25 protein-coding genes and 1 tRNA gene are annotated in these 24,030 nt (G+C 59.0%); 10 read left to right on the top strand and 16 right to left on the bottom strand.

Features of this window, described 5'->3' with window-relative positions:
* Window positions 1-44 precede the first annotated feature (44 nt).
* Complete coding sequence (locus ABOK31_RS11125; RefSeq protein ID WP_349956068.1) at window positions 45-1,724, bottom strand: phosphoethanolamine--lipid A transferase; 1,680 nt, start codon at window positions 1,722-1,724, stop codon at window positions 45-47.
* 231 nt (window positions 1,725-1,955) lie between these two features.
* On the opposite strand from ABOK31_RS11125, the gene ABOK31_RS11120 reads away from it, so the two are divergent.
* Entirely contained in the window at window positions 1,956-2,342 is a 387-nt protein-coding gene (locus ABOK31_RS11120) for a response regulator (RefSeq protein ID WP_349956066.1), read from the top strand.
* Window positions 2,343-2,354: 12 nt separating this feature from the next.
* Here ABOK31_RS11120 and ABOK31_RS11115 read toward each other — a convergent pair whose 3' ends face one another.
* Both ABOK31_RS11115 and ABOK31_RS11110 read right to left on the bottom strand, forming a co-directional pair.
* Window positions 2,355-3,065, bottom strand: a complete 711-nt coding sequence (locus ABOK31_RS11115; protein ID WP_349956064.1) for a phosphatase PAP2 family protein — start codon at window positions 3,063-3,065, stop codon at window positions 2,355-2,357.
* A gap of 270 nt (window positions 3,066-3,335) precedes the next feature.
* Window positions 3,336-3,713 carry a VOC family protein gene (locus ABOK31_RS11110; RefSeq protein ID WP_174172185.1) on the bottom strand — a complete coding sequence of 126 codons (378 nt, stop codon included), beginning with the start codon at window positions 3,711-3,713 and terminating at the stop codon, window positions 3,336-3,338.
* Window positions 3,714-4,075: 362 nt separating this feature from the next.
* Between ABOK31_RS11110 and ABOK31_RS11105 the strand changes: the two genes are divergently transcribed.
* Together ABOK31_RS11105 and ABOK31_RS11100 are read left to right on the top strand one after the other, a co-directional pair.
* Window positions 4,076-4,468, top strand: a complete 393-nt coding sequence (locus tag ABOK31_RS11105) for a YciI family protein (protein ID WP_174172186.1) — start codon at window positions 4,076-4,078, stop codon at window positions 4,466-4,468.
* 31 nt (window positions 4,469-4,499) lie between these two features.
* Window positions 4,500-5,771 carry an RNA polymerase sigma factor gene (locus tag ABOK31_RS11100; RefSeq protein ID WP_349956062.1) on the top strand — a complete coding sequence of 424 codons (1,272 nt, stop codon included), beginning with the start codon at window positions 4,500-4,502 and terminating at the stop codon, window positions 5,769-5,771.
* A 32-nt stretch (window positions 5,772-5,803) separates the two neighbouring features.
* On the opposite strand, the gene ABOK31_RS11095 is transcribed toward ABOK31_RS11100, so the two are convergent.
* Entirely contained in the window at window positions 5,804-7,204 is a 1,401-nt protein-coding gene (locus tag ABOK31_RS11095; RefSeq protein ID WP_174172188.1) for an MFS transporter, read from the bottom strand.
* A gap of 120 nt (window positions 7,205-7,324) precedes the next feature.
* Between ABOK31_RS11095 and ABOK31_RS11090 the strand changes: the two genes are divergently transcribed.
* Window positions 7,325-8,320 carry a LysR family transcriptional regulator gene (locus ABOK31_RS11090; protein WP_174172189.1) on the top strand — a complete coding sequence of 332 codons (996 nt, stop codon included), beginning with the start codon at window positions 7,325-7,327 and terminating at the stop codon, window positions 8,318-8,320.
* A 21-nt stretch (window positions 8,321-8,341) separates the two neighbouring features.
* Window positions 8,342-8,860, top strand: a complete 519-nt coding sequence (locus ABOK31_RS11085) for a GNAT family N-acetyltransferase (protein WP_349956061.1) — start codon at window positions 8,342-8,344, stop codon at window positions 8,858-8,860.
* On the opposite strand, the gene ABOK31_RS11080 is transcribed toward ABOK31_RS11085, so the two are convergent.
* Window positions 8,857-9,318, bottom strand: coding sequence for a cupin domain-containing protein (locus tag ABOK31_RS11080; RefSeq protein ID WP_349956060.1), 462 nt, complete (start codon window positions 9,316-9,318; stop codon window positions 8,857-8,859). The two genes, ABOK31_RS11085 and ABOK31_RS11080, sit on opposite strands and share 4 nt — an antisense overlap.
* Before the next feature lie 355 nt (window positions 9,319-9,673).
* On the opposite strand from ABOK31_RS11080, the gene ABOK31_RS11075 reads away from it, so the two are divergent.
* Complete coding sequence (locus tag ABOK31_RS11075; RefSeq protein ID WP_174172192.1) at window positions 9,674-10,774, top strand: porin; 1,101 nt, start codon at window positions 9,674-9,676, stop codon at window positions 10,772-10,774.
* Window positions 10,775-11,076: 302 nt separating this feature from the next.
* Window positions 11,077-11,388 carry a hypothetical protein gene (locus ABOK31_RS11070; protein ID WP_234910094.1) on the top strand — a complete coding sequence of 104 codons (312 nt, stop codon included), beginning with the start codon at window positions 11,077-11,079 and terminating at the stop codon, window positions 11,386-11,388.
* Between the two features lie 162 nt (window positions 11,389-11,550).
* Here the strand turns inward: ABOK31_RS11070 and ABOK31_RS11065 are convergent, their stop codons facing one another.
* The 5 genes from ABOK31_RS11065 to xylF form a co-directional block, all read right to left on the bottom strand.
* Window positions 11,551-12,663: a DUF2806 domain-containing protein gene (locus ABOK31_RS11065; RefSeq protein WP_349956059.1), complete on the bottom strand. Its 1,113-nt coding sequence runs from the start codon at window positions 12,661-12,663 to the stop codon at window positions 11,551-11,553.
* 265 nt (window positions 12,664-12,928) lie between these two features.
* Window positions 12,929-13,002, bottom strand: a tRNA-Arg gene (locus ABOK31_RS11060).
* Window positions 13,003-13,163: 161 nt separating this feature from the next.
* Window positions 13,164-13,946, bottom strand: a complete 783-nt coding sequence (locus ABOK31_RS11055; RefSeq protein WP_174180699.1) for an ATP-binding cassette domain-containing protein — start codon at window positions 13,944-13,946, stop codon at window positions 13,164-13,166.
* Window positions 13,947-13,961: 15 nt separating this feature from the next.
* Window positions 13,962-15,290 (bottom strand): sugar ABC transporter permease, encoded by a 1,329-nt coding sequence (locus tag ABOK31_RS11050; protein WP_349956058.1) that lies wholly within the window; start codon window positions 15,288-15,290, stop codon window positions 13,962-13,964.
* Window positions 15,291-15,576: 286 nt separating this feature from the next.
* Window positions 15,577-16,617 (bottom strand): D-xylose ABC transporter substrate-binding protein, encoded by a 1,041-nt coding sequence (gene xylF / locus ABOK31_RS11045; RefSeq protein ID WP_349956057.1) that lies wholly within the window; start codon window positions 16,615-16,617, stop codon window positions 15,577-15,579.
* A gap of 224 nt (window positions 16,618-16,841) precedes the next feature.
* Between xylF and ABOK31_RS11040 the strand changes: the two genes are divergently transcribed.
* Entirely contained in the window at window positions 16,842-18,083 is a 1,242-nt protein-coding gene (locus ABOK31_RS11040) for an ROK family transcriptional regulator (protein WP_174180693.1), read from the top strand.
* A 54-nt stretch (window positions 18,084-18,137) separates the two neighbouring features.
* On the opposite strand, the gene ABOK31_RS11035 is transcribed toward ABOK31_RS11040, so the two are convergent.
* The 4 genes from ABOK31_RS11035 to iolG form a co-directional block, all read right to left on the bottom strand.
* Window positions 18,138-18,761 carry an ATP-dependent Clp protease proteolytic subunit gene (locus ABOK31_RS11035; protein ID WP_174180691.1) on the bottom strand — a complete coding sequence of 208 codons (624 nt, stop codon included), beginning with the start codon at window positions 18,759-18,761 and terminating at the stop codon, window positions 18,138-18,140.
* Window positions 18,762-18,805: 44 nt separating this feature from the next.
* Complete coding sequence (locus ABOK31_RS11030; protein WP_349956056.1) at window positions 18,806-19,165, bottom strand: hypothetical protein; 360 nt, start codon at window positions 19,163-19,165, stop codon at window positions 18,806-18,808.
* On the bottom strand, window positions 19,162-19,476 hold the full coding sequence (locus ABOK31_RS11025) for a metalloregulator ArsR/SmtB family transcription factor (protein WP_174180763.1): 315 nt from the start codon (window positions 19,474-19,476) through the stop codon (window positions 19,162-19,164). Before ABOK31_RS11025 ends, ABOK31_RS11030 begins: the two co-directional genes overlap by 4 nt.
* Window positions 19,477-19,633: 157 nt before the next feature.
* Window positions 19,634-20,626 (bottom strand): inositol 2-dehydrogenase, encoded by a 993-nt coding sequence (iolG, locus tag ABOK31_RS11020; protein WP_349956054.1) that lies wholly within the window; start codon window positions 20,624-20,626, stop codon window positions 19,634-19,636.
* A 231-nt stretch (window positions 20,627-20,857) separates the two neighbouring features.
* Between iolG and ABOK31_RS11015 the strand changes: the two genes are divergently transcribed.
* Entirely contained in the window at window positions 20,858-21,121 is a 264-nt protein-coding gene (locus ABOK31_RS11015) for a hypothetical protein (RefSeq protein WP_174180685.1), read from the top strand.
* On the opposite strand, the gene ABOK31_RS11010 is transcribed toward ABOK31_RS11015, so the two are convergent.
* Window positions 21,122-21,583: a hypothetical protein gene (locus ABOK31_RS11010; RefSeq protein ID WP_349956053.1), complete on the bottom strand. Its 462-nt coding sequence runs from the start codon at window positions 21,581-21,583 to the stop codon at window positions 21,122-21,124.
* Window positions 21,584-21,644: 61 nt separating this feature from the next.
* The gene (locus ABOK31_RS11005) at window positions 21,645-22,652 is read right to left on the bottom strand and encodes a LysR family transcriptional regulator (protein ID WP_349956052.1); all 1,008 of its coding nucleotides are present in this window, start codon (window positions 22,650-22,652) and stop codon (window positions 21,645-21,647) included.
* Between the two features lie 273 nt (window positions 22,653-22,925).
* Between ABOK31_RS11005 and chvE the strand changes: the two genes are divergently transcribed.
* Entirely contained in the window at window positions 22,926-23,990 is a 1,065-nt protein-coding gene (gene chvE, locus ABOK31_RS11000) for a multiple monosaccharide ABC transporter substrate-binding protein (protein WP_174180679.1), read from the top strand.
* The last annotated feature ends 40 nt before the right edge of the window (window positions 23,991-24,030 follow it).

The following is a 24,030-nucleotide window of genomic DNA, read 5'->3' as shown; positions in this document are numbered from 1 at the left end:
GGAGGCCTCGCCAGAAAAGAGGCCGCCGGACATCGCGTAGTCTATCAGTTCAGCGCCAGCTTGTTTGACGGCGTGCGGCATGCGGCAAACACGTCCAGGTTCGGATCGTAGACCTTCGTCGACACATCCATCATGCCGAGAACGCTGTGGAAGATGTTGTCGTGAGAGTAGGTGCCCTCCGCAGCGCGCTTGGAGAGACAGGCCATATCGTAACCGGCAGCCTTCGCGAGATCGTCGGCCATCCATACCAGCATCGGCACATGCGTCTGCTGTGAGGGAGCGATGATATAGGGCGTGCCGTGCAGATAGATGCCGTTTTCGCCGAGCGACTCACCATGGTCGGAGAAATAGAGCACCGAGCCGGATACTGTGTTTGACCGCTGCTTCAATTTGTCGATGACCATCGAGACGATGTGATCCGTATAGAGGATCGTGTTGTCATAGGCGTTGGTGATTTCTTCCTGCGAACAGGAACTGAAGTCGTTGGAGCGGCAATCCGGCTGGAACCAGCGGAATTCCTCCGGATAGCGCTGATAGTAGGCCGGGCCGTGGCTGCCGAGCTGGTGCAGCACCAGCACGCTGTCGCCCTTCACCTTGTCGAGCCAGCCATCGATCTTGTCGACGAGAATTTCGTCCTTGCACTCGCCGTCCTTGCAGAAGCGCGGATCGGCGGAAGGCGGCAGATAGGTGTAGGGGACGCGGTTGGCGACGTCGTAGCTGCCGGTGTCGTTATCGAGCCAGGTCACATCGACCTTTGCATGGGTTAGCACGTCGAGCAGGTTCTCCGTCTCAAGCCCCTTGCGATGCGAGTACTGCGCCCGCGTATAGACCGAGAACAGGCAGGGAATGGAGGTTGCCGTCGCCGTCCCGCAACTGCTGGTGTTGGGGAAGTAGACGACATTGCGCTTTGCCAGTTCCGGATTGGTCATCTTGGCATAGCCGCCGAGCGAAAAATTCTGCGCACGGGCCGTCTCTCCGGCGACGATGATCGTCACACGCGGCTTGCCCTTGTCGACGACGCCGACCTTGCGGGCATCCGTGCCCAAAGGCTGAGCAACAACGTTTGCGTTTCTTTGTGTGTCGATGACATACCGCACCGCGCTTGTGATCGGGATCACCGGATTGAGGGTATCCATCAGGTCGCGATGAGCGCGGCCGACGCCCGCGTAAGTCTTGTAGAAGGTCGTCCCGGCGATGACGAAGATCGCCGAGCAGGCGAGGATGACTGCGGTATTGTAGGCAAGCTTCTTGAGGATCGGGCGATGAACGATCCGGACCCACGCGATGACAAGCGACGGCAAGACCCCCGTCAGCAAAACATAGGTGATGAAGCGCGCCGTGATCAGATGGCCGCTTTCCGCGCCTGTCGAAACGGCCGCGTTGCGGATCATTTCCTTGTCGATGATGACGCCGAACTGGTCGTTGAACCAGGAAGATACCGATGCCACCAGAATGAAGAAGATCAGGACGGGCTTCGTAACATATTTGGCGGAGAAGAGTGTGAAGAGCGCCATGATGACCGCGGAAATACCGATGACGAACGCGGCAAAAGCGGCTGGCTCAGCGATAAAATAGCCGTAGGACTTCGTCCAGAACATCCGATTTGTCACAAGAAGTACATAAAGCGTGGCTATAAGACATAATGTGATACTGCCGATTGCTGGCCTGAATTTCTCTTGGCCAGATGATGCTTTTTCGTTGGTCAATGGTTGTCTCCGAGGCATGGGTTATCAGCTGGGCGCCGTTAAACCCATCACTGCCGGGTGTGCTTTGGCTGTTAAAGCCGGCCACCATGGTTACCAATCCTGACATTTACCTGAATGACAAGTTTTTGTGCAGGGCTATTTCGGGCCTGATTTTGATTGTCGTCTCTTTTTGCCGGCTTCGCATCCGAGGTTCAGGTCGCCGTCAGAAATAGGCATCATAGCTGCTTGATTGCAACTGGGGATGCAATCGTGCGGCTTCTATTGGTCGAAGACAATATACTCATAGGAAATGCCGTGCAGGATCATCTGCGTGCGGACGGGTGGTCCGTCGACTGGTCCATGGATTTGGAATCCGCCAGGGTCGTCGTCGCGACCGAAGCCCACGACGTGATGCTTCTCGATCTTCGATTACCCGATGGCAGCGGCCTCGATCTGCTCAAGCTCATGGAAGCGCGCGGGGATACGACCCCGGTTATCGTCATGTCGGCCTATGACCAGCTGTCGGACCAGATGACGGCCATGAATATCGGCGCCGTCGACTATCTCGTGAAGCCCTTTGCGTTGAGCGAGATGGCGGTGCGTGTGCGCAAGGCGGCGAGGCGACGTCGTCTGATCCGCGTGCGCAATGCCGGCTGAGCCACGCTGCTTTCAGGATTGGGCCGGCGTTCCCGACGACCGCAAGAGATCGATGACCGCAATCGCCGCGGCAAAGACCACCAAAGACAGGAGCCAGCCGAGGACTGCGTCGGACAGATAGTGGGCTCCGGTCATTACGCGCATGATCGGCATCATGATCGAGATGACAGCAAGGGGAATGCCGAGCGGAAAACGCAGGCGCGGCGACAACAGCACGACGAGGCAAAGGAGCCAGCCGCCGGACGATGCCTCGCCGGAGACGAAGGAGCAGTTTCCAAGACACCGGCCGGCAAACGAGCCCGCCTGGACGAAATCCAGCGAGCCGCCGAAAAGGTCGGTGGCACGCGGTCTCGGCCTGCCGCTATAGCTCTTCAGCAACGTGTTGACGATAAGACCGCAGCCGATGGCAAGCGATATCAGTGCAGCGATATACCGATCGGTTTTCAGAGTCCGCCAGCCTGCGCCATATTTGCGCCAGGACGAAACCAAGATGGCAATCAGGACGACGATGGCGATGTAGGGCAGGGCAAGCGTGAAATCTCGCACGATCTCGAAGATAGGGTTCTTGGCCAGCGCAAAGACGCCGCAGACTTCATCTGAAATGACAGTGGATGCGCAAGGCTTGGCGGTGAAGACACTCTCGGCAACGACGAGATCGATATCGGGAAACCGATAGAAGACAAACAGCAGCACCCACCAGAGCGCGAAGAGCGCGAGAAACACGAAAAAGGATTTGCCTACAGGCGCAGTCCGTTTTGTGTAAGCAATGGAGTTGTCGTACATCGGAGACGCTGGCCACTGTCTGAACAGGTTCAAAACAAATGCTCGTCCGCATTGTGTAAACGCTTGACGGCCACTATTGGGCGTTTTTTATGATAGGAGCCTGACAGCAGCCTGAAAGATCAAATAGTTAAGAAAATTCCTTGAGGCTCGGCAGCCCCGCTCGAACGATTACGGTGGGTTGACCTTGCTTTCTTTGTCATGTGCTGCGACCTATTCGTCGGTCTTGAAATAGGCTTCCAGCCGATAGCCATCGGGGTCGATAACGAAGGCGGCGTAGTAGAATTGGCTGTAGTCGGGCCGGATGCCCGGCTTGCCGTTGTCTTCGCCGCCATTGGCGATGCCGGCGGCATAGAAGGCGTCGACGGCTGCCTGGCTTGGTGCCACGAAACAGAAATGCAGGCCGGAGCCGCGATCGGCAGGTACGGGACGTTCCACCTGGCTGACCCAGAATTGGGCACGCTCCGCGCCGTATCCGACCGTGCCGTCGAAATTGGTGACGCGCTCGTAGCCAAGGGGGGAGAGGGCTGCGTCATAAAATTTTTGCGCGCGCGCCAGGTCTTTGACGCCGATCGAAATATGGTCGAACATAAAAACAAGCTCCTGCCGTGTTGTCTGCGAAGCTTTGCGGAAGGTACGCTCCGGAGGAAGCGCCAGCTTTCGAAAGTTCCACAGGTCGAGTTCGTCTCACCATCTTGCAACGGTTATGGGAAGTCAACAAAGCGAAGCGATGGCGTGTCGGGTCGCTTGATCCAGGTGTTTCGTCTATAAACGGTCGGAAGGTGCCGTTCTCGGTGAGATAAGCGGATGGGGAGTGGAATTTGTCGATATTCGGCCATGGTCCGAATTTTTTGAAACGACTGTCGATTTCCAGAGAGCTGCTTCGTCGTCAATATGAGCGGGTTTATTGAGCGGCAATGGTGCCGGCGCCTCGCTTCCGGAGGACATTTTCCATGCGTTTCATGTCTATCGTCACATCCACCGATTTCATGCATCCGACGCCGGAGCTTGCCGAAGCCATTCACAAGCTTGCCGATCGGGAAATCAAGGCTGGCCGTATGATCGATACGGCCGGGCTGATGCCGCTTGCGACCGGCGCGCGCGTCACGATCAAGGATCGCAAGCTGAGCGTTGTCGACGGCCCCTTCGTGGAGGCCAAGGAGGTCGTCGGTGGTTATGCGATCTTCGAGCTGCAAAGCAAGGAGGAGGCCGTGGCACTGGCGGTCGAGTTCATGCAGCTGCACAAGGATTTCATGCCCGGCTGGGAAGGCACGTGTGAAGTGCGCGCCTATTTCGAGCCAAATGCCGAGGGTGTATGCGACCCCCTTGCCGAAGCAAGGGCATGATGCTTTCGGTTCGTAGCCGGGGCGGGCGGCCTTGACAGCCGCCGGCACCCACCGAGCGATCCTGGCCGTCTGGCGGATCGAACAACCGCGGCTCATCACCAGCTTGGCGCGATTGCTGCGCGACGTACCGCTGGCCGAAGATCTGACACAGGAAGCGCTGATTACCGCCTTGGAGCGATGGCCGGAAACGGGCATCCCCGAGCGGCCCGGCGCTTGGCTGATGACCACTGCCAGACGTCGGGCGCTGGACCATTTGCGTCGTCGGCGAATGCTCGACCAGAAGCATGAGATGATCGTTCGCGAGATGGAGGAGGAAGAGCAGATCATGCCCGATCTTGACACCCCTCTCGATGACGATATCGGCGATGAAATGCTGCGCTTGATCTTCACGGCATGCCATCCGCTGATCTCGCGCGAGGCACGGGTGGCGCTCGCTTTGCGGATGGTCTGCGGCCTGACGACCGAGGAAATCGCCAGAGCGTTTCTGGTGTCGGAAGCGACGATCGCCCAGCGCATCGTCCGCGCCAAGAAAACATTATCGGAATCAGGACTTTCCTATGAGACGCCACACGGCGAGGAGCTGTCGCGACGTCTCGCCTCGGTGCTGGAGGTCGTCTATCTGATTTTCAATGAGGGTTATACGGCAGCGCGGGGCGAAAACTGGTTTCGGCTGCAATTGTGCAATGAGGCGCTACGGCTCGGGCGAATATTGACGTCCGTGGCGCCGCAGGAGCCAGAGGCTTATGCGCTGCTGGCTTTGATGGAGCTCAATGCCTCCCGCACCGCCGCCCGGACGGATGCCGCCGGCAATCCGATTCTGCTGCTCGATCAAAATCGCGACCGCTGGGATCGGCTGCAGATTCAGCGCGGCCTGAAGGCGCTGATGCGGGTACAGGAGCTTGGAGGTGCTGGCGGGGCCTATGCTTTACAAGCCGCGATCATCGCATGTCACGCAAGAGCAAGAACGGCCGATGAAACCGACTGGAGGCGGATTGCCGATCTCTATGCGGAACTTGCCGGGCTTGTTCCTTCCCCGATCGTTGAACTCAATCGGGCTGTCGCCGTCGGCATGGCCGAAGGTCCTGAGGCGGCATTGGAGATCATTGAGAGCCTCCGCAACGAGCCTGCGCTGAAGGATTATCATCTCCTACCGAGCGTTCGCGGCGATCTTCTCTACAAGCTCGGCCGATACGACGAAGCGCAGCGAGCCTTTGAGGTGGGAGCCGCGCTTGCTGAAAATCAGAGGGAGCGTGATTTCCTGATGCGCCGTGCTGCCGAAGCTGCCGGCACCAGGAAGGATTGACCCGCCGGAGAGGCGGGTCATCTTGCTTTGAGTTATTCGGCAGCCTGATAATTCGCGGCCCTTGTCGCGGATGAGCGCGGGCCGACAGCGGCAAGCAGCGTGATTGCGGCGGAAAGGATCGTCACGAAGCCGATGCCGGCGATGTAAGGATTCCAGCCGAAGCTTGGCGCCGCACTGAAGACTGCCGATGCCGCCGCCAGGATGATGCCGCCGCCGATCTGGAAGGAAGCAAACAGCATGCCCGAAGCCAGCCCGGATTCATCGTCGCCAACGTCAGAGAGGGCCGCGACCTGGATCGACGGATAGGTCATGGCATAGCCGACGCCGAGCAGGATCTGCGAGATGGCGACGAGCACCATCGTATCGATGTGTCCAACCGACAGCACCCAGAAGAGATAGCTGATGGCCTGCAGTCCCACGCCGAAGGTCATGAGCAGGGTCGTGCCGCGATTCTGGCCGATCGTTGCAAAGCGTGGTGCCAGAAACATGACGCAGGTGCCGCCGATGGCGAAGGCGAAGCCGGTCGCAAAGGCCGACCAGCCAACGACGGTCTGGTAATAGAGCGTCGCGATGAACTGGAAGCCGACATAGGCTCCCTGGTACAGCGCGGCGATGGCATTGGCATGGCTCAGCTTGGCGCGGCGGAACATGGCGAGCGGCACCATCGGATCGTGATGGCGCGATTCCACGATCAGGAACAGCACGATCAGGATCAGTGCGGCGAGGAGCGAGCCCCAGGTCGCGAAGGCCTGCCAGCCGTCGGCTGCGGCATTGGTAACACCGAAGACGAAGAGCAGCAGGCCGGGCGTGATCGTCAAGGCGCCAGCCCAGTCGAAGCGGGCGCGCTGGCCGTTTCGCTTATGGTCGGCGGGCAGGACGAGCGGGGCGACGATCAGCGCCAGAATGGCGACGGGAGCACCCATCACGAGCGTCGCGCGCCAACTGATGAGGGTCGCGGCTCCACCCAGCACCATGCCGAGTACGAAGCCGGCAGCACCGGTGGAGGAGAAGACGCCAAGCGCCTTGGCGCGGGCATTGCCTTCTCCGAAGACCGAGAGGAGCAGGGCGAGTGCTGCCGGTGCGGTAAAGGCGGCGGCGATGCCCTTGATCAGGCGGGCGGCGATCAGGGTCGGGGCGCTATCGACGAAGCCGCCGGCAATGCTGGCGGCGGCGAAGACGCCGAGCGACCAGAGGAAGACGCGGCGGTGGCCGAAGAGATCGGCAACGCGGCCGCCGAGCAGCAGGAAGCCGCCATAGCCGAGCACGTAGGCGCTGACGGCCCATTGCAGCGAGGTCGCCTGCATGCCGAGCTCTTTCTGGATTGCGGGCAGGGCCACCCCAATGGTTGAGACGTCCATGGCGTCGAGGAAATTGGCGGCGCATAGCAGCAGCAACGCCAATCCCGCCCCGCTTCGAGTTTGGGAAGAAGTCATCGGGATCGTTCCTTTCTAGGCTGCCACCTCTTGGGAGGTTGAAAGCGGCAGGGAACGAGAAAATGTACATCTTCAAACCCTATTGCAAATTGATAGTAACCATGTCAGGTATTACTCACGATGATGAATGATGCGACTCTTCGGAAAATCGATCTCAATCTGCTGCTCGCCTTCTCCGTGCTGATGCAGGAGCGGAATGTGAGCCGAGCGGCCGAACGGCTGCTGCTTGGTCAGCCCGGACTTTCGGCCGCGCTGCGCCGGCTGCGCGAGACGCTGGATGACGAATTGTTCGTGCGCGTGGGGCGCGGTTTGCAGCCGACGCCGCGGGCGCTTTCGATCGCGCCGGCGATCGAGGATGCGCTGTCCGGCATCGAGCGCGCCATTCGGCCGCCGGCAGCTTTCGATCCGGCGAACTGGCACGGCGAGTTTCGGGTCGGGCTCTGCGACAATCTCGAATCGTCCTTCTTCGGGCCGTTGGTGGCGCGGCTGCGCCAGCTTGCACCGAATGCCCGGCTGACCAGCGTGGCGTTCGACCGGCGCGACGCAGTGCGCCTGCTGGACGAGGGCGCCTTTGACTTCAGCATCTCGGTGCATGACGAACCAGCTTCCTGGCATGTTCGGGCTCCCCTGTTCGCACAGGCTTCGCTCTGCATCTACGATGGCCGGCATCTCAAATGTGCCGCGCCGCTGAGCCTGAAGCATTTCGCCAGCGCGCCGCATGTGACCGTTTCGCTGGAGGGCGCCATATCCACCGGTGTCGACATCGCTCTCGCACGCCTCGGCCATCGTCGTCAGGTGGTGGCGACGGTTCCCCGCTTTTCCGCGCTGCCGACGACGCTGCGGGCCATTCCCGCCATCGCGACGGTTCCCGAGGCGATCGCCCGCTGCATGGCGCAGCTGCACGATCTGACGATTTCGGAGCCGCCGTTCGAGCTGCCTGCCGATCCGGTGACGATGCTCTATCGGCGCGTCGATCAGGCCGACAGCCGTTCTGTGTGGTTCCGCCGCCTGTTCGTGGAAGTGGTGACGGAAGCGCTGGAGGCCAGCGGGTGCCGCATGGGCGTTTCCACGGATGCCTGCTGCTACGATCCACTGCCTCTGGACGAGGCTGTCTGACCCTCAGTGAAAGCGATCGCGATGATCCGGCATACTCAACGTTTGGTCCTGCGTATGCCGGAAGAGCGTGATCTGGATTTCGTCACCGCGCTCTTTGCCCGGCCGGAGCTTGTGGCCCACCGCCCCGAGCCGATGCCGGATTCTCCGGCGGAAAGCGCGCGAAGGCTGGCCCGTGATCGCGCGCACTGGCGTTTGAACGGGTTCGGTCGCTGGGCGGTCGAAACGGATGAGCGATTGATCGGATTTGGCGGCGTTACCGTGTCGACGGAATTCGAAGGGCTCAATCTCTCCTACCACCTGCATCCCGATTATTGGGGAAGCGGCTATGCGACGGAACTGGTGCGGGAGGCTTTGACCTTCGCCTGTCACGATCTGCAAGCAAAGCGCGTCGTCGGGCTCGTGCGTCCTGTCAATGTCGCCTCCCGGCGCGTGCTGGAAAAGTGCGGCTTCGGTTTCGAGCGCGAAGTCATGCTGCACGGCGCGCCGACGCATCTTCTTTCGTACCGGATCACTGCGGCTGATGCAGACGAACCGATTTAGCCGTCAGGGTAGGGCATGCCGTCCTTGTGCACGAAACGGCCATCCGTGCTGGAGCTCATCATGTCGACATCCGAACAGGTGATCAGATCCGTCGGCGAACGCGAGCCGGCCTCGAGATAGATTGCCATGGTGCTCGACTTGTTGATCATGTGATGGCCGTTGCCGGAACCCTTCGGGAAGGCGGCGCAATCGCCGGCGCGCAATACGGTTTCACCATCATCCTCGATCAGCGTCAGCTCACCTTCCAGCACGTAGACGAATTCATCCTCCTCCGAATGCCAGTGCCGCTGGCTCGACCAGTTGCCCGGCGGCAGCCGCATCAGGTTGACGCCGAAATCCTTGAGGCCGCCGGCATTGCCCAATCGCTGTCGGACGCGCTCGGTGGAGTGATCGTTGAAAGGAGCGGGATAACGCGTGCCTTTGATTTCGGGCACGGCTGCAATATCGATCTTCGGCATGATGATCCTGCCTCGATTTGCCATGGATGGATTTGCTGTCTGCGTTGTTTGGATTGTACCAATATTCATCCCCACCAGTCCAGCACCGTATTCCGGCGAAGTACTTGGGAAATCGTCGCTTTTGTCACATCACTGTCATCGTTCGTACACATGTGCGTCGTTTAGGCAACACAGTATATGTACATGCTGTCACATATGTTGGGTGCCTCATTTCGATCCTTGTAAAAGCGAGATCGTGATCGCAACTTCCTGCTCGGAAGCGAAGCGCTGTGCTTCGGACTAGCCACTGAAACTTGACCTCGAACGGCCCCCAGGTTCGTCTGTCGCGCAAGTTCATTTGAAGAATGGAGTTACCATGAACATCAAGAGCTTGCTTATTGGCTCCGCTGCGGCCCTCTGTGTCGTATCCGGTGCTCACGCGGCTGATGCCATTGTCGCGGCTGAGCCGGAGCCGCTGGAATATGTGCGCATCTGCGACGCGTTCGGCGCTGGCTATTTCTTCATACCCGGCACGGAGACCTGCTTGCGGGTCGGCGGCAAGGTCCGCACCGAAGGCCAGTGGAAAGATCCTTACAATCGCGACAGCAACTTCGGCACCAAGTGGCATACCCGCGCCGAACTCAACCTCAATACCGCAACCGACACCGAATATGGTCCGCTGAAGACCGAAACCATCGTCCGTTGGGACTGGAACGACGGCGGCGCCACGACGACGAACCTGCTGTGGGCTTACATCAACCTCGCGGGCTTCACGGTCGGTAAGACGGACTCGCAGTACAACCAGTTCATCGGCTACGCCGGCGACGTTATCCAGGACGACGTCATCTATGACGGTCCATATGAATTGAACCAGCTCACCTACAACTACGACAGCGGCACGGGCTTCACGGGCGTCATCTCGCTCGAAGACAGCAACTCCGGTACGACCACCAGCGCCTATGGTGGAAGCTGGCAGCTCTCCAAGACCGATCACTACGCTCCGAACGTTGTTGCCGGTCTCGGCTACAAGGCTGGCGCATGGCAGTTCCGCGTGGTCGGCGGTTATGACTCCATCGTCGAAGAGGGTGCCATCAAGGCGCGTATCGATGCCGACTTCGGCGTCTTCTCGGCCTTCCTGATGGGCGGCTGGAACACTGACGGCGACAAGCTCAACCAGTATGCCGGCTCGAACCAGAACGTCTCGGCTTGCACCACTTCCGACGGCGTTGTTCACGGCGCAGATTGCGGCTGGGGTGACTGGGCCGTGTGGGGCGGCGTCGGCGTTCCGATCAATGACAAGCTGAAGTGGAACGTTCAGCTTGCCTATACCGACTCCAAGATCTTCGAAGCGACCACGAACGTAAAGTTCAATCCAGTCAAGAACTTGCTGGTCGAGCCGGAGTTCACCTACGTTCACTACGATCTGCCGAGCGATGATACTTTCTCGGGTATCCTGCGCTTCGAGCGGACCTTCTGAGGTTGGTCGGCTTGGCTTGACCTTCATCCGAAATGGGGCCTGGTATTCGCATCAGGCCCTGCTTGTCTCATTCCGAGGCGATTGGGAAATTTAGTTGAGCCAGCATGCTGCCAATCGGCATGATGCAAGGCGAGACGGCTGTCAGCTCGAGCGTATCTGAACCACGAGCTTGCCGAGCGATCGTTCACGATCGCAACCCATACAGCTGACAAAGGGAAGTCGGCTTATTGTCATAAATGTGAAGCTAATGAAGGGATATCTCATCCTTTCTAGCGCTACTTGGTGCCATCAAAGGAAGCCCCATGAAGACGATCATCACTCTTGCAGCAATTGCAATGATGTCTACCAACGCCATGGCCATGTCGGCCTACAATTCGAAGTCGATGACCTGTGCCTCCGTGCATGAAAAGATAGCCCAGGAAGGCTCGATCGTGCTGAGATATCCGTCGCACCAGCCGGGCCTGATGCTGTTCAATCGAACCGTCACGAACTCGATGTCGTGCCTCGGCCAGGGTGCAATGACCAGCGCCAGCGTTCCCACGAGTGACGATCCCAGCTGCAAGATCAAGACCTGCAGTTTCACCACCGGCAAGGGGCCGAACAAGAACCATTAGGTCGTGGAAAAGCCGTTCTCTTATAGAACGAATGCCGGCACGGCGGGAGCTTCCCGCCGGCAGGCGGGTTGAATTGATTACTGCCGCCGGGAGCAGATACCCATTGTCGGCCTGATTTCTATCGCCTCGATCGGATTTGGTCGTGTTGAAGCTCTATTTCTCTTAACTTGCCGTGTAGACCTTCAAGCGACCGGATTCAGCGAACGATAACAGGGCCTCGCGCCAACCGTCGTCCAATGAGTTATCTTCTCTTAACGCGCGAACGTTTTCCTCAACGGAGTTGTAAGTCTGATTGACGGGAGAAATAATAAAGGAGTAGGCGCCCTTGGCGTAGGCGTTTTCATCATATGCGATGGCATGGGACCAATATGTATCATTGGTTAGCCACTCGATATTTTGCTTTCGGGCCGAAAGAACCAGTTCGTCGTCTATTTCAAAAGGAGATTGAAGAATAGATTGGCCTAGTTCGAAGGCTCTGTGGCCCCAACTGTAAACCTGGAGGGTATTGATCCCTCCAAATTTCTGCGGCGCTTCCTTTATCTGTGCAATATATCCGAGTCCCGGTAACGTGTAGGCTTGGTATACCACGCTCTTTATGATCCCAATTTCTTCCAAAATTGGAAAATGTATCGGTTTTTCAAATGGTGCCCAGTTTGCGGGGGCATTAGTGCTGGGATACCCGACCGCAGCCCATACTTTAGCAAATTCTAGAAACATCTCCGCTGTTGGCTGGTCAAATTGCTTTAACAATTCCAGGGCTGGCTTGGAAACGCGCCCCGTAAATTGTTTGGGCGCATTTGCCAGCAGTGCCGCCCACACTGATTGTACAACTTCGCTAGAAACGTCTTTGATGCCCTCAACCCACTCTTGTAGGAAGTCTTCGTCAAGATTCTGCGCTATTTCGTCATGATTTGATCCAGCGGCTATTGTCAGTGCTTTCTCGACGGTTTGATGGATGTTGGCTCGTCGTCGCATTTCGGTTGCCACAAGCCGGTTTCGCATCTGCTCTGCAAGTTCGGGGTCACTTACTAATAGGCTGTCAACCGACGCGATCTGCCGAATATTGCTCTTCGTTTCATGGCGTATTGCTGCTCCTCGAGCGCGTTCTTCCAAGTAGATCTTGGCGGAACTCAGTGCGGGGTCCAGAATTTTCGCTAGGCCTTCAACAATTTTGGCGCCGGTTGGGGAGAGTTTCTCCGCCGCTTTTCCGAAGCCAAAAATGTCGTTGACGTTAATAGATAGCAGTGACTTGTCTGCGCCGTCCTCGTTGGGCATCTGACCACCTAATCGCTTCTAACTTACTTACATGCAGCACAATCATATTGATTCGCGCAATCTAAACGCGCGCAGCAAACACGCTCATCTGTTGATCAGGCTGACTTTAAGCTTGATGCAGACATAAATAGTCTGCCGAAAGGCGAGTCATCAAACTCCGATCCGGATAATTTTAGCCTAGCGTTTAGGACAGCGCTAAGCGTAACGCCACTCTCTATAGGCCCAAAGAAATTGGTAAGTTCACATTTTTGTTGAAGAAGGGATACGCACCCGACAGGATTCGAACCTGTGACCTTTGGAATCGGAATCCAACACTCTATCCAGCTGAGCTACGGGTGCATGCCGTGGCGGTTTGAATCGCCTGTCCGATGGCTGGTTCTTAGCCTAGGAAGCGCTTGGCTTCAATGCGGAAAATTCAGGAAAGCGTGAGATCGGACGTTTTGGTGAGGTGAGGCCGCGGGCTTTTGGCGCGCGGCCTTGTTGTCACGGGCCGTTTCGGCTCATTCCCGCATGGCGCCGGGGCCGGGGGTAGCCTTTGGCGGCACCTTGCCGAGGATGATCATGCCGAGGACTTCGTCCTTGGTGACGTCTTCGGTGCGGGCGTGGCCGACGACCTGGCCGTTCTTCATCACCGAGACGCGGTCGGCGAGGTCGAAGACATCGTGGATGTCGTGGCTTATGAGGAAGATGCCGATGCCTTCCTTCTTAAGCTGCTTGATGAGCTCGCCGACCTGCGCCGTTTCCTGCGGACCAAGGGCCGCCGTCGGCTCATCCATGATCAGGATGCGCGCGTCGAAGAGGATGGCGCGGGCGATCGCGACCGACTGGCGCTGGCCGCCGGAGAGCGCCTTCACCGGCTCCTTGAAGCGCTTGAAGTTGGGGTTGAGGCGCCCCATCACTTCGCGGGCCTTGGCCTCCATCGCGACGTCGTCGAGCGTGCCCCAGCGGGTCTGCAGCTCGCGGCCGAGATAGAGGTTGGCGGCGGCGTCGACATTGTCGGCGACGGCGAGCGTCTGGTAGATCGTCTCGATGCCGTATTTCTTGGCGTCGCGCGGGCTGCGGATATCGACGGGTTCGCCGTTGATCAGGATATCGCCGCTGTCGCGCTTGTAGGCGCCGGAGAGGATCTTGATCAGCGTCGACTTGCCGGCGCCGTTATGGCCGAGAAGCGCCACGACTTCGCCGGGGTAGAGATCCACCGAGGCGTTGTCGACTGCGTGGATGCCGCCGAAGGAGATGGAAATGTTCTTCATTTCCACAAGCGGAGTGGTTTGATCCGTCATGGTTCAGAATTCCTTTTACTTGGCGCGCGAGCGGTAGACGATGTCGAGCCAGACGGCGACTACGAGGACGATGCCGACGACGACGTTCTGGATCGGTGTGTCGACATTGGCGAGGCCCATGCCCGATTGCAGCGATTGCATGACCAGCGCGCCGAGCATGGCGCCTGCGACCGTGCCGCTGCCGCCGGCAAGCGACGTGCCGCCGATGACGGCCGCAGCGATGGTGAAGAGTTCGTAGGTGGTGCCCTGCGAGTTGACCGCCGAATTCAGGCGGGCCGTCGAGATCGCCGCGGCGACGGCGGCAAGGAAGCCCATCAGCGCGAAGATCTTGACGATAACCCAACGCGTCTTGATGCCGGCGAGTTCGGCTGCTTCCGGGTTGCCGCCGATCGCGAAGACATAGCGACCGAAGCGCAGGCGCGTGGCGATGAAGGTCATCACGATGCCGATCAGAACCGCGATGAGAACCGGAACGGAAATGCCATAGGCAATATCCAGACCGCCTTCCGGCCAGGCGATATTGTGTTCCGTGGCGTAGCGCTTGGCGATGCCAACCGGCCAATTATAGCTGTTGAAGAGGTAGACCGTGCCCAGCACCACGATGGAGCCGAGGCCACCGAGGAAATATTCGGCCCAAAGGGGACGGCGCGGAAAGCCGAAGCGCTTTCTCTGGCGGCGCGAGCCGACGATGCCGGCGATGATCATCAGGCAGGCGAGCACGCCGACGATCCAGCTCCAGGTGGCACCGATCGAGCCCGTGGCGCCGCTGCCGCCCATGATGACGAAGGTGGAGTCCATCGGCGCGACGGTCTGACCGCTGGTGACGTACCAGGCAAGACCGCGCCAGACCAAAAGACCGCCGAGCGTGACGATGAAGGAGGGGACATTCATGAAGGCCGTAATCGCGCCCTGGAAGGCGCCGATCGCCGTGCCGATCATCAGGCCGCAAAAGAGGGTGATGATCCAGGTCCAGGAACTGTCGAAGCCGAGATATTGCGGCAGCCACTTGGCCTGGATGACGCCCATGATCATGGCGACGAAGCCGAGGAGAGAGCCGACCGACAGGTCGATGTTGCGCGTGACGATAACAAGCACCATGCCGGTGGCCAAAACCGCGATTTCGCAGGTCTGCACCGAGAGGTTCCAGAGGTTTCTCGCGGTCAGGAACTCGCGGCCGTCGAAGATCCGCAGATAAAGATCGAAGCCGATCCAGATGATCAGCAGCGCTCCGATCATGCCGAGCAGGCGGGTATCGATTTCGGTGGCACGCAGAAAGCGGGTGAACGCGCCGGCTTCTGCATTGCGGGGACCGCTCGATGTGGTGGACTGTGTCATGTCGGCCATCGCTTTGCCGTTCTCCCTCTGTCGGGCGCGGCCTGCGATGCATGCTGGGCTATCGCTGGCAATCGCGCCAATCTCAAAAAATGCGTCATCGCCTGTCCGCCGGTCTTTGTCCGGTCCCCAAAACCGCCATCCGGCGGGCCAAGGGGTCTGCGATAGCGCAACACGCTGGGGGAAGCTTCATCTCCAACTGCAAGGAAGAGTTGTTGGCTTCTAATCCGCATTCGACGCCGCAACGGGGTGCCGCTGCGGCGTCGGTATCTCGATTGGTCAGTCGTTCAAGGACGGCTTATTTGCAGGCCGCGACGGCGCCGGCCTTGACGCCCTGGCAAGCTTCAGCCTTGGAGATCCAGCCGGCGTCGATGACGACGTTCAGGTTGTCCTTGGTGATGGCGATCGGGGTCAGGAAGACGGACTTCATGGCAACATGCTTCGGGCCGCCGTTGAAGGTCTGGACGCCGGAGACCTGATCCATGGTCTTGCCTTTGGCGAGATCGAGCGCGATTTCCGCGGCGCGCTTGCCAAGTTCACGCGAGTCTTTCCAGATGGAAACGGTCTGCGTGCCAAGCGCGATACGGTTCAGGGCTGCCTTGTCGGCATCCTGGCCGGAAACCGGCACGGAGCCTGCAAGACCCTGGGCGTCGAGAGCAGCAACAGCGCCGCCAGCGGTGCCGTCGTTGGAGGCGACGACCGCGTCAACCTTGTTGTTGTTGGCGGTCAGGAACTGCTCCATGTTGCGCTGTGCATTCTGCGGCAGCCAGCCGTCCGTGTAGGCTTCGCCGACATTCTTGATCTTGCCGGCGTCGATGGCAGGCTTCAGCACTTCCATCTGGCCAGAGAAGAGGAAGTCGGCGTTCGGATCAGACGACGAGCCCTTGATGAAGACGTAATTGCCTGCCGGCTTTGCCTTCAGAACTTCGCGAGCCTGCATGCGGCCCACTTCCTTGTTGTCGAAGGTGATGTAGAAGGCGGCCGGATTTTCGATCAGGCGGTCGTAGCCGACAACCGGAATGCCTTCGTCGGCGGCCTTTTCAACGGCCGGGCCGATGGCGTCGGAATCCTGAGCGAGAATGATGAGGGCGTTGGCGCCCTGCGAAATCAGCGATTCGACGTCCGTCAACTGCTTGGAAGCAGACGACTGGGCGTCGGCGGAAATGTACTTGGCGCCGGCTGCTGCCAGAGCCTTCTTGATGGCTGCTTCATCCGTCTTCCAGCGCTCTTCCTGGAAGTTCGACCAGGAAACGCCGACGACGAGATCCTTGGCGAAGGCAGCCGTCTGCATGGTCAAAACGATGGCCGCGCCCGCAGCCAGCTTGATGAAAGCTTTCATGTGATCCTCCCGATTGAATGCGACCGCATGTATCCTGAACTCCCGTCGGTCGCGGCGAAATTGCTGACAAGAAAAGCTTTGGACTTTTTTTCTCGACAGTCGAGAAATTTAGTGTCAGAGATTTTTTCAGCTGTCAACACCCGCATTGTCAGGTTTCATCGGGCATCCGAAAAAGCTATCAAGGGCTGCCGCGGAGGAGGGTTGAATGAGCAGGGAGTTTGCCGATGCTGGCCAAATCGAGCACCGAATTGGTCCGTCAAAAAAACAGCGCTTTGGTCTTGTCGGCGTTGCGCCGGCATGGCCCGCTTGCCCATACCGAGCTTTCTGATTTTACCAAGCTCTCCTCCGCGACCGTATCGGTCATCACGGCGGATCTGGAGCGGGCGCAGATCATCGAAAAGGCGGAACAGCAGGCTGCCAGCGGCCGCGGGCGGCCGCGCGTCTTGTTTTCGCAGCGGCGCGATTGCGGCTATCTGATCGTCGTCGTCATCTCGTCGGATGCCGTGCAATATTCCCTCGTCGATTATACCGGCCGGCTCATAGACCGCTTTACCGAGGACAGGCAGCAGAATGTCGCGGGCGTCGAGCGCTTCGTAGCCGGATTGCGCGAAGCCTTGAACCGCATCGTCACCCGCTCGCAATTGCCGCGCGACAAGGTGCTGATGATATCGATCAGCAGCAAGGGGCTTGTCGATGCTTCGGAGCAGGTGCTGCGATGGTCGCCGATCTTCGGGCGTGAGGAAATCGATTTCGCCGCCGTGCTTCGCGACGAATGGTCGGCGCAGGTCATTCTCGGCAACGAGACCCTCCTGGTGGCGGCGGCCCTCGGGCGGCAGGAAGAAATCGATACGCGTGGTGATTTCCGCGCAATGGCGGCGCTGTCACTCGGTCACAGCATCGGGCTTGGCATCGTGCGCCGGGACTATGAAGGCAATCATCAGATATCGGCGCCGAATTTCGGGCACATGATGCATGTGCCGGGCGGCGGTCTTTGTCGCTGCGGCGCGCGCGGATGCATCGAGGCCTATGCCGGTTTCTATGCCATGTTGCGCATGGCCTTCGACGTGCCGCTCGACACGATCCCGGCGAAGTTCGTTCCGATCGCCGAGCTCGACAAGATCGCCGCGAGCGCACGGCAGGGCGGGCGCCGCAACGTGCTGGCCTTCCGTCAGGCCGGCCTGGCGCTTGGCAACGGCCTTTCGCGTGTCTTGAGCCTGCACGAGCGGATGCCGATCGTCATCACCGGTCCCGGCGTACGATACTATGATCTGTTAATAGAGGGCATAACCGAAGGCTTGGCGGAATCGCATGTCGTGCGTATGGAGGGCATGCCGGAGCTGCGCGTTATCGTCGACGAGCCGACGCTCGTCTTCGAAGGGCATCTGAACCGTGCATTTTCGATCATCGACAATGATATCGTGAAGAGGGGAGCCTCGGTCGTGGAGCTGCGCGACCAGGCTGGTTGAGAAGCGACGCCAGTGCAGGACACTGCCATACTGCCGGCTGCGGCGTTGCTGGAATCAATCCGCCAAGCCTGAAGGCTGGTCTTCCTCGCGAATCTGCAGGATGCGGTCGATGAGGCCCCATTCCAGAGCTTCTTCGGCGGTCATGAAGTAGTCGCGGTCCATGGCACGTTCGAATTCCTCGTAGGAGCGACCGCAATGCTCGGCATAGAGCCGTGTCATGCGGTGTTTCGTTCGCTTGATTTCCTCGGCGTGGATGAGCATGTCGGAAGCTTGGCCCTGGAAGCCGCCCAAGGGCTGATGGATATGGATGCTGGCGTTGGGAAGGGCAGAGCGCTGGCCGGGTTCGCCCGCCATGAGCAGGAACGATCCCATCGAGCGGGCCGTCCCCATGCAGAGCGTATGCACCGGCGCGCGGATGTAACGCATGGTATCGTACATGGCGAGGCCGCTGGTCACGACACCGCCCGGCGAATTGATGTAAAGGCTGATCGGCTTCTTCGGGCTTTCCGCCTCGAGAAACAGCAGTTGCGCGCAGACAAGGGCCGAGACGGTGTCGTTGACCTCGCCATTCAGAAAGATGATTCTCTCGCGCAGCAGGCGGGAATAGATGTCGAAAGACCGCTCTCCTCTGCTGGATTGTTCCACGACCATAGGGACGAGTTGCATCGCTTCGCGCATCGGCGAACTCCAATGTTCTTGAAATTGTTGATAGATCTAGCGCCTCAGGCGGCGCGCATGACGGTCAGGCTGTTGTTGTTCGCCGCAGTCTTTTCAGTCTCACGAAGCCGCGTATCGTCGAGCTCGTGGATGATCCGCAGGCTCGTGCCGCCGCTTGCGTTCAACGATATTCTGAAAGTCACCGTGCTTTCGAGGAAGGGCGGTGCCTCGTCCCGCAGTCTGTAGCGGACCTCTTCGCCCGGCGTGACCAATATTGCCTTGGGATCGGGCAAAGCTTCCTTCGGCAGCCAGCTTTCCCGAAGCTCAGGGGTGCTGATTGCCCGCCAGACTTTTTGCGGCGGCTCGTTGAACTCGTATTCAAGTTCGATGACTCTTTCCCGCAAGGGGATCTTCAGATCGTTCATTGATCCATATCCTTCAACAAAACCTTGAGAGCTTCGATGCGGGCGGGCCAATAGGCGCGATATTTCGCCAGCCACTGGGCGATGAGGGTAAGCCCTTCTGGGTCGACTTCGTAATTCACGAAGCGCCCCTGTCGCTCTTCCCTGACCAGTCCGGCACTCCGCAGAACTGCAAGGTGCTGGGACATGGCAGGCTGGCTGATATCCATGCCTTCGCGCAGGGTACTGGCATTCATGCTGCCTGCGGCCAGCTTCTCGAAGATGGCCCGGCGGGTCGGATCGGCCAAAGCCCGGAATATCTCATTCTCTATCATGCGAACAGATAAGCACGTACTTATGTGATTCGCAAGCGGTTTTTGCATAGGTAATATTGGACGCCGAGCGGAGTGGGCATCACGAAAAAGTCCGCCGCGAATCGCTTCGCGGCGGACTTTTGGGAGGACGGTATTCCCTACGGGAACCGGGGATTGCTTAGTCGATCTTTACCAGGCGGCCTTCCTTGACCGATTGCAGCGCGGCATCGGCCAGCTTCAGCGCGGCCAGGCCATCGGCGCCTGACGGCGTGATGGTCGTGCCCTTTTCGACCGCGGCGATGAAGCTCGCGATCTCGTTGGCATAGGCTTCCGTGTAGCGCGTCATGAAGAAATCATGCAGCGGCGGGCGGGTGTAGCCATCGCCATTGGCGACTTCGATGGAGAAGGGGCGCTGGTTTTCGGCTGCGACCATGCCCTTCGAGCCGTGGATTTCGATGCGCTGATCGTAGCCATAGGTGGCGCGGCGCGAGTTGGAGATGATCGCCTGCTTGCCCGAGGCCGTCTGAAGGATGACGGAGACGCTGTCGTAATCACCGGCTTCGCCGATCGCCTTGTCGACGAGGACTGCGGCGGTCGCTGTGACGGCGACCGGTTCTTCGCCGAGCAGGAAGCGCGCCATGTCGAAATCATGGATCGTCATATCGCGGAAGATGCCGCCAGAGCGCTTGATGTAATCGACCGGCGGGGCGCCGGGGTCGCGCGAGGTGATCGTCACCATTTCGACGGTGCCGATGCGGCCTTCGTCGATCGCCTTCTTGACGGCCATGAAATGTGGGTCGAAGCGGCGGTTGAAGCCGACCATCAGCTTGCCCTTGGTTTCATTGACGACCTTGATGCAGGCCTGGACGCGGGCGACGTCGAGGTCGACAGGCTTTTCGCAGAAGACGGCCTTGCCGGCGCGGGTGAAGCGCTCGATGAGATCGGCATGGGTATCGGTCGGCGTGCAAATGACGACGGCATCGATATCCTTGGCGGCTTCGATCGCTTCGATGGTGCGTACTTCGCAGCCATAGGCGGCGGAAATCGCTTCCGCAGCCGCGGGGAACGCATCCGCGACAGCGACGAGCTTGGCGTTGGCATCGCCGCTGACGGCCTTCGCGTGCACCTTGCCGATGCGTCCGGCACCGAGCAGACCAAATCTGACAGTCATTTCTACCTCCCTGGATTCGGAATAAATGGACCGAATATAAACTTCTATGGAATTTTCATTCCATTTTCCTGCGATGGCGTCAAGCCGCATGGACTTCACAATTTTGAAAATTCCGGTTGGATCCCGGCTTAGCTGAAACCCGCCCGCAAAACCTTATTTTATACGGACGGCTTCACAATTTTCCTGATGATGCGCTAAAGACATGTCTTCTTGAACAGGCAAAAGAGACCCATGCAACTGATCGATCCCAGCCATCCCATCTACAAGCCGCTTTGGGTGCGCATCCTCATCGTGGCCGTCTGCTTTGGCTGGGCAGCCGTCGAAACGCTCGGCTCACAGCCATTTTGGGCGATGCTGTCGGGCGCGCTCGGCGCCTATTCCGCCTGGATGCTGCTCCTCAATTTCAAGCCGCAACCGCCCGAAGCCGCAAGCGAAGCCCGGCCGCAGGACGATGCTGCAGAAGATGATGAGCCGCCGTCGGAGGATAAGAAATAATCACCGCCTGAGGCGGCGTATAGCTTCGTCGACCAGCTGATTGGCGAGCATCATGCGCGTCGTTGCCTGTTCGCGGAAGAGGGCGGCGACGCTATCTGGATGGTTGGCCTTGGCGAAGCTGCGGCGCTTTTCCTGCAGGGCTTCGCGCGTGAGGTCCGGGGTGATGGCGAGCTCGGCAGCGACTTCTTCCCGTGATGTTCGGCTGAGATACTCGGGCATAACAGGCGGTTCCGGCTCTTGCGGCGCAGGTTCCGGGTCCGGCAGGATGATCGGGTCACCGAGATTGTCGCGATAGGCTTCGTCGGGACGTTGTGCGCCGGGCGTCTCGCCGCCGAGCACCGTTGCTGCAAAGCTCACATTCAGGCCGCGGATGCGATGCGCGGCCTCTTCCTTTTCCGTAACCTCCTCTTCGCTGTCGAGGCGGTCGAGCACGGATTGAAACAATGATTGCTTGAACAGCATGCGTGATCTCCACGTCAAACTTGATAGGAGTGGAAGTTGGCGCGGAGCTTATGGCTTGCATTTATGTCGGCGAGAGATGCCGGCTCTCTTCCAGGATCATGTCGTGCAGCAGGCGCGCACTTGGCGGCATGGCGCGTTCGCGGGCGGTGATGAGGCTGTAGGGCCTGACGTCGATATCGAAATCGATTGGCAGGATAGAGGATTCGCCGGCCTGTGACGTCTGCCCGCAGATGAATTGCGCCATGTCGAGCGCAATCGGCGCGATCGCATCCGTCTTGCAGACCACCGCGAGCGTCAGAAGCAGAGACGAGGTATTGACGACGTTTTCCGGCAAGGGCACGCCGGCGGCGAGGAAAATATCCTCCACCTTGCGGCGAAGCAATGTTCCTGGTGGCTGGAATACCCAGTCGTAACCCGCCAGATCATGCAGGCCGGCAACGCCCTTTTCAAGCAGCGGATGTCCGTTGCGAACCACCAGGCAGGCTTTTTCGACGCCGATCTCATGGGCGGTGAACAGGCGCGGATCGAGATCATCCGGGATGCGGCTGATAATGAAGTCGTGGCGGGCGGCCAGCAGCTCGCGCGCGAGCACATTGCTGTTCTCGACCTCGATATTGATCTCTATGCCGGGATAGGTGCGTGTCACACGCTGGATGGCCGGGACGACAAGGCTGATCGCCGGTGCTGTCACCGCCCCCAGAAAGACCGAGCCGCCCCTGCCGGTCCGCAAGGCACCAAGCTCCCGGCCAGCCTCGCGTAGCTCCAGCAGGATCTTGCGCGCCCGCTTGGCCAGGGCAAGGCCGAAAGGGGTCAGCATGACGCCTCTGGCAACGCGCTCGTAAAGCGGGCTTTTGACAATCGACTCCATTTCTGAGAGCATGCGTGAAGCCGCAGGTTGTGACATGTTCATGGACTCAGCGGCCGCGGATATTTGCCCGTGATCCTCGATCGTGACGATCATGCGCAGGTGGTTGAGCTTCAAACCGGCTTTCAGCAGTGCGTCGTCGCGAAAATTGTCGGAATGAATCTCAATGCCATCGCTCACATAATCGTTATATATTTTCTCCATAGCGGCCAAATTTCCCATTCATCGGCAAAAAAGTACTATTTTTTAACATTATACCAAACTTGGTATATGTTTAGCCAGTTATTCTATTTGACAGTTATACGAAATCGTACGAGTTTGCCGATTGTGCGCTGGGTACAGCTCATAAACCGTGAGAGCGTGGAGGAGACCTACTTCGTTTCTCACAATTAGAAGTAAATCATTCCTTCTACGGAACCTGCCGCAGTTTCGGGCGGGCATTTTTTGTCCGCCACATTATCAACAAGGGAGAGAGTAATGAAATCCATTATCTCATTGATGGCCGGCGCTGCGTTCGGCGTCGCTACGCTGGTGGTACCTGCCTTCGCGGCGGACAAGGGCACGGTAGGCATCGCTATGCCGACCAAGGCTTCGGCTCGCTGGATCGATGACGGCAACAACATCGTCAAGCAGCTCCAGGCTGCCGGTTACGGCACCGACCTGCAGTATGGCGACGACGACATCCCGAACCAGCTCTCGCAGATCGAGAACATGGTCACCAAGGGCGACAAGGTCCTCGTCATCGCTTCGATCGACGGCACCACGCTGTCCGACGTCCTGCAGAAGGCTCACGATGCCGGCATCAAGGTCATCGCCTATGACCGTCTGATCCGCAACAGCGGCAACGTCGACTACTATGCAACGTTCGACAACTTCAAGGTCGGCGTTCTGCAGGCTGGCTCGATCGTCGACGCTCTCGGCCTCAAGGATGGCAAGGGTCCGTTCAACATCGAGCTGTTCGGCGGTTCTCCGGACGACAACAACGCCTTCTTCTTCTATGACGGCGCAATGTCGGTCCTGAAGCCTTACATCGACAGCGGCAAGCTGGTCGTAAAGTCCGGCCAGATGGGCATGGACAAGGTCGGCACGCTGCGTTGGGACCCGGCAACGGCCCAGGCTCGTATGGATAACCTGCTGTCGGCCTACTACACCGACGCTCACGTCGACGCCGTTCTGTCTCCGTACGACGGTCTGTCGATCGGTATCCTCTCCTCGCTCAAGGGCGTCGGTTACGGCACCGGCGGCGTGAAGCTCCCGATCGTTACCGGTCAGGACTCGGAAATCCCGTCGGTCAAGTCGATCATCGCTGGCGAACAGCATTCGACGATCTTCAAGGATACCCGTGACCTCGCCAAGGTCACCGTCAGCATGGTCAACGCTCTGATGGAAGGCAAGACGCCTGAAGTCAACGACACCAAGACCTACGACAACGGTGTCAAAGTTGTTCCGTCCTACCTGCTGACCCCGGTCGCAGTTGACAAGACCAACTACGAGAAGATCCTCGTCGATGGTGGTTACTACAAGGCTGACCAGCTGAAGTAATCTTCCGATATACCGGTCAGGGCTCGCTTTAGCGCGAGCC

This window comes from Rhizobium sp. ZPR4 (assembly GCF_040215725.1).
Classification (GTDB): Bacteria; Pseudomonadota; Alphaproteobacteria; order Rhizobiales; family Rhizobiaceae; genus Rhizobium; species Rhizobium rhizogenes_D.
This window is presented reverse-complemented; position numbering and strand designations above follow the sequence as displayed.

Bases quoted from the DNA above. Each gene is read 5' to 3' on its own strand.
- ABOK31_RS11090 (WP_174172189.1), top strand. From the start codon at position 7,325: ATGATGAATGATGCGACTCTTCGGAAAATCGATCTCAATCTGCTGCTC.
- ABOK31_RS11110 (WP_174172185.1), bottom strand. From the start codon at position 3,713: ATGTTCGACCATATTTCGATCGGCGTCAAAGACCTGGCGCGCGCGCAA.
- ABOK31_RS11015 (WP_174180685.1), top strand. From the start codon at position 20,858: ATGCAACTGATCGATCCCAGCCATCCCATCTACAAGCCGCTTTGGGTG.
- iolG (WP_349956054.1), bottom strand. From the start codon at position 20,626: ATGACTGTCAGATTTGGTCTGCTCGGTGCCGGACGCATCGGCAAGGTG.
- ABOK31_RS11025 (WP_174180763.1), bottom strand. From the start codon at position 19,476: ATGATAGAGAATGAGATATTCCGGGCTTTGGCCGATCCGACCCGCCGG.
- ABOK31_RS11010 (WP_349956053.1), bottom strand. From the start codon at position 21,583: ATGCTGTTCAAGCAATCATTGTTTCAATCCGTGCTCGACCGCCTCGAC.
- ABOK31_RS11125 (WP_349956068.1), bottom strand. From the start codon at position 1,724: ATGCCTCGGAGACAACCATTGACCAACGAAAAAGCATCATCTGGCCAA.
- ABOK31_RS11105 (WP_174172186.1), top strand. From the start codon at position 4,076: ATGCGTTTCATGTCTATCGTCACATCCACCGATTTCATGCATCCGACG.
- chvE (WP_174180679.1), top strand. From the start codon at position 22,926: ATGAAATCCATTATCTCATTGATGGCCGGCGCTGCGTTCGGCGTCGCT.
- ABOK31_RS11035 (WP_174180691.1), bottom strand. From the start codon at position 18,761: ATGCGCGAAGCGATGCAACTCGTCCCTATGGTCGTGGAACAATCCAGC.
- ABOK31_RS11050 (WP_349956058.1), bottom strand. From the start codon at position 15,290: ATGGCCGACATGACACAGTCCACCACATCGAGCGGTCCCCGCAATGCA.
- ABOK31_RS11055 (WP_174180699.1), bottom strand. From the start codon at position 13,946: ATGACGGATCAAACCACTCCGCTTGTGGAAATGAAGAACATTTCCATC.
- ABOK31_RS11070 (WP_234910094.1), top strand. From the start codon at position 11,077: ATGAAGACGATCATCACTCTTGCAGCAATTGCAATGATGTCTACCAAC.
- ABOK31_RS11030 (WP_349956056.1), bottom strand. From the start codon at position 19,165: ATGAACGATCTGAAGATCCCCTTGCGGGAAAGAGTCATCGAACTTGAA.
- ABOK31_RS11095 (WP_174172188.1), bottom strand. From the start codon at position 7,204: ATGACTTCTTCCCAAACTCGAAGCGGGGCGGGATTGGCGTTGCTGCTG.
- ABOK31_RS11065 (WP_349956059.1), bottom strand. From the start codon at position 12,663: ATGCCCAACGAGGACGGCGCAGACAAGTCACTGCTATCTATTAACGTC.
- ABOK31_RS11005 (WP_349956052.1), bottom strand. From the start codon at position 22,652: ATGGAGAAAATATATAACGATTATGTGAGCGATGGCATTGAGATTCAT.
- ABOK31_RS11040 (WP_174180693.1), top strand. From the start codon at position 16,842: ATGCTGGCCAAATCGAGCACCGAATTGGTCCGTCAAAAAAACAGCGCT.
- ABOK31_RS11080 (WP_349956060.1), bottom strand. From the start codon at position 9,318: ATGCCGAAGATCGATATTGCAGCCGTGCCCGAAATCAAAGGCACGCGT.
- xylF (WP_349956057.1), bottom strand. From the start codon at position 16,617: ATGAAAGCTTTCATCAAGCTGGCTGCGGGCGCGGCCATCGTTTTGACC.
- ABOK31_RS11075 (WP_174172192.1), top strand. From the start codon at position 9,674: ATGAACATCAAGAGCTTGCTTATTGGCTCCGCTGCGGCCCTCTGTGTC.
- ABOK31_RS11085 (WP_349956061.1), top strand. From the start codon at position 8,342: ATGATCCGGCATACTCAACGTTTGGTCCTGCGTATGCCGGAAGAGCGT.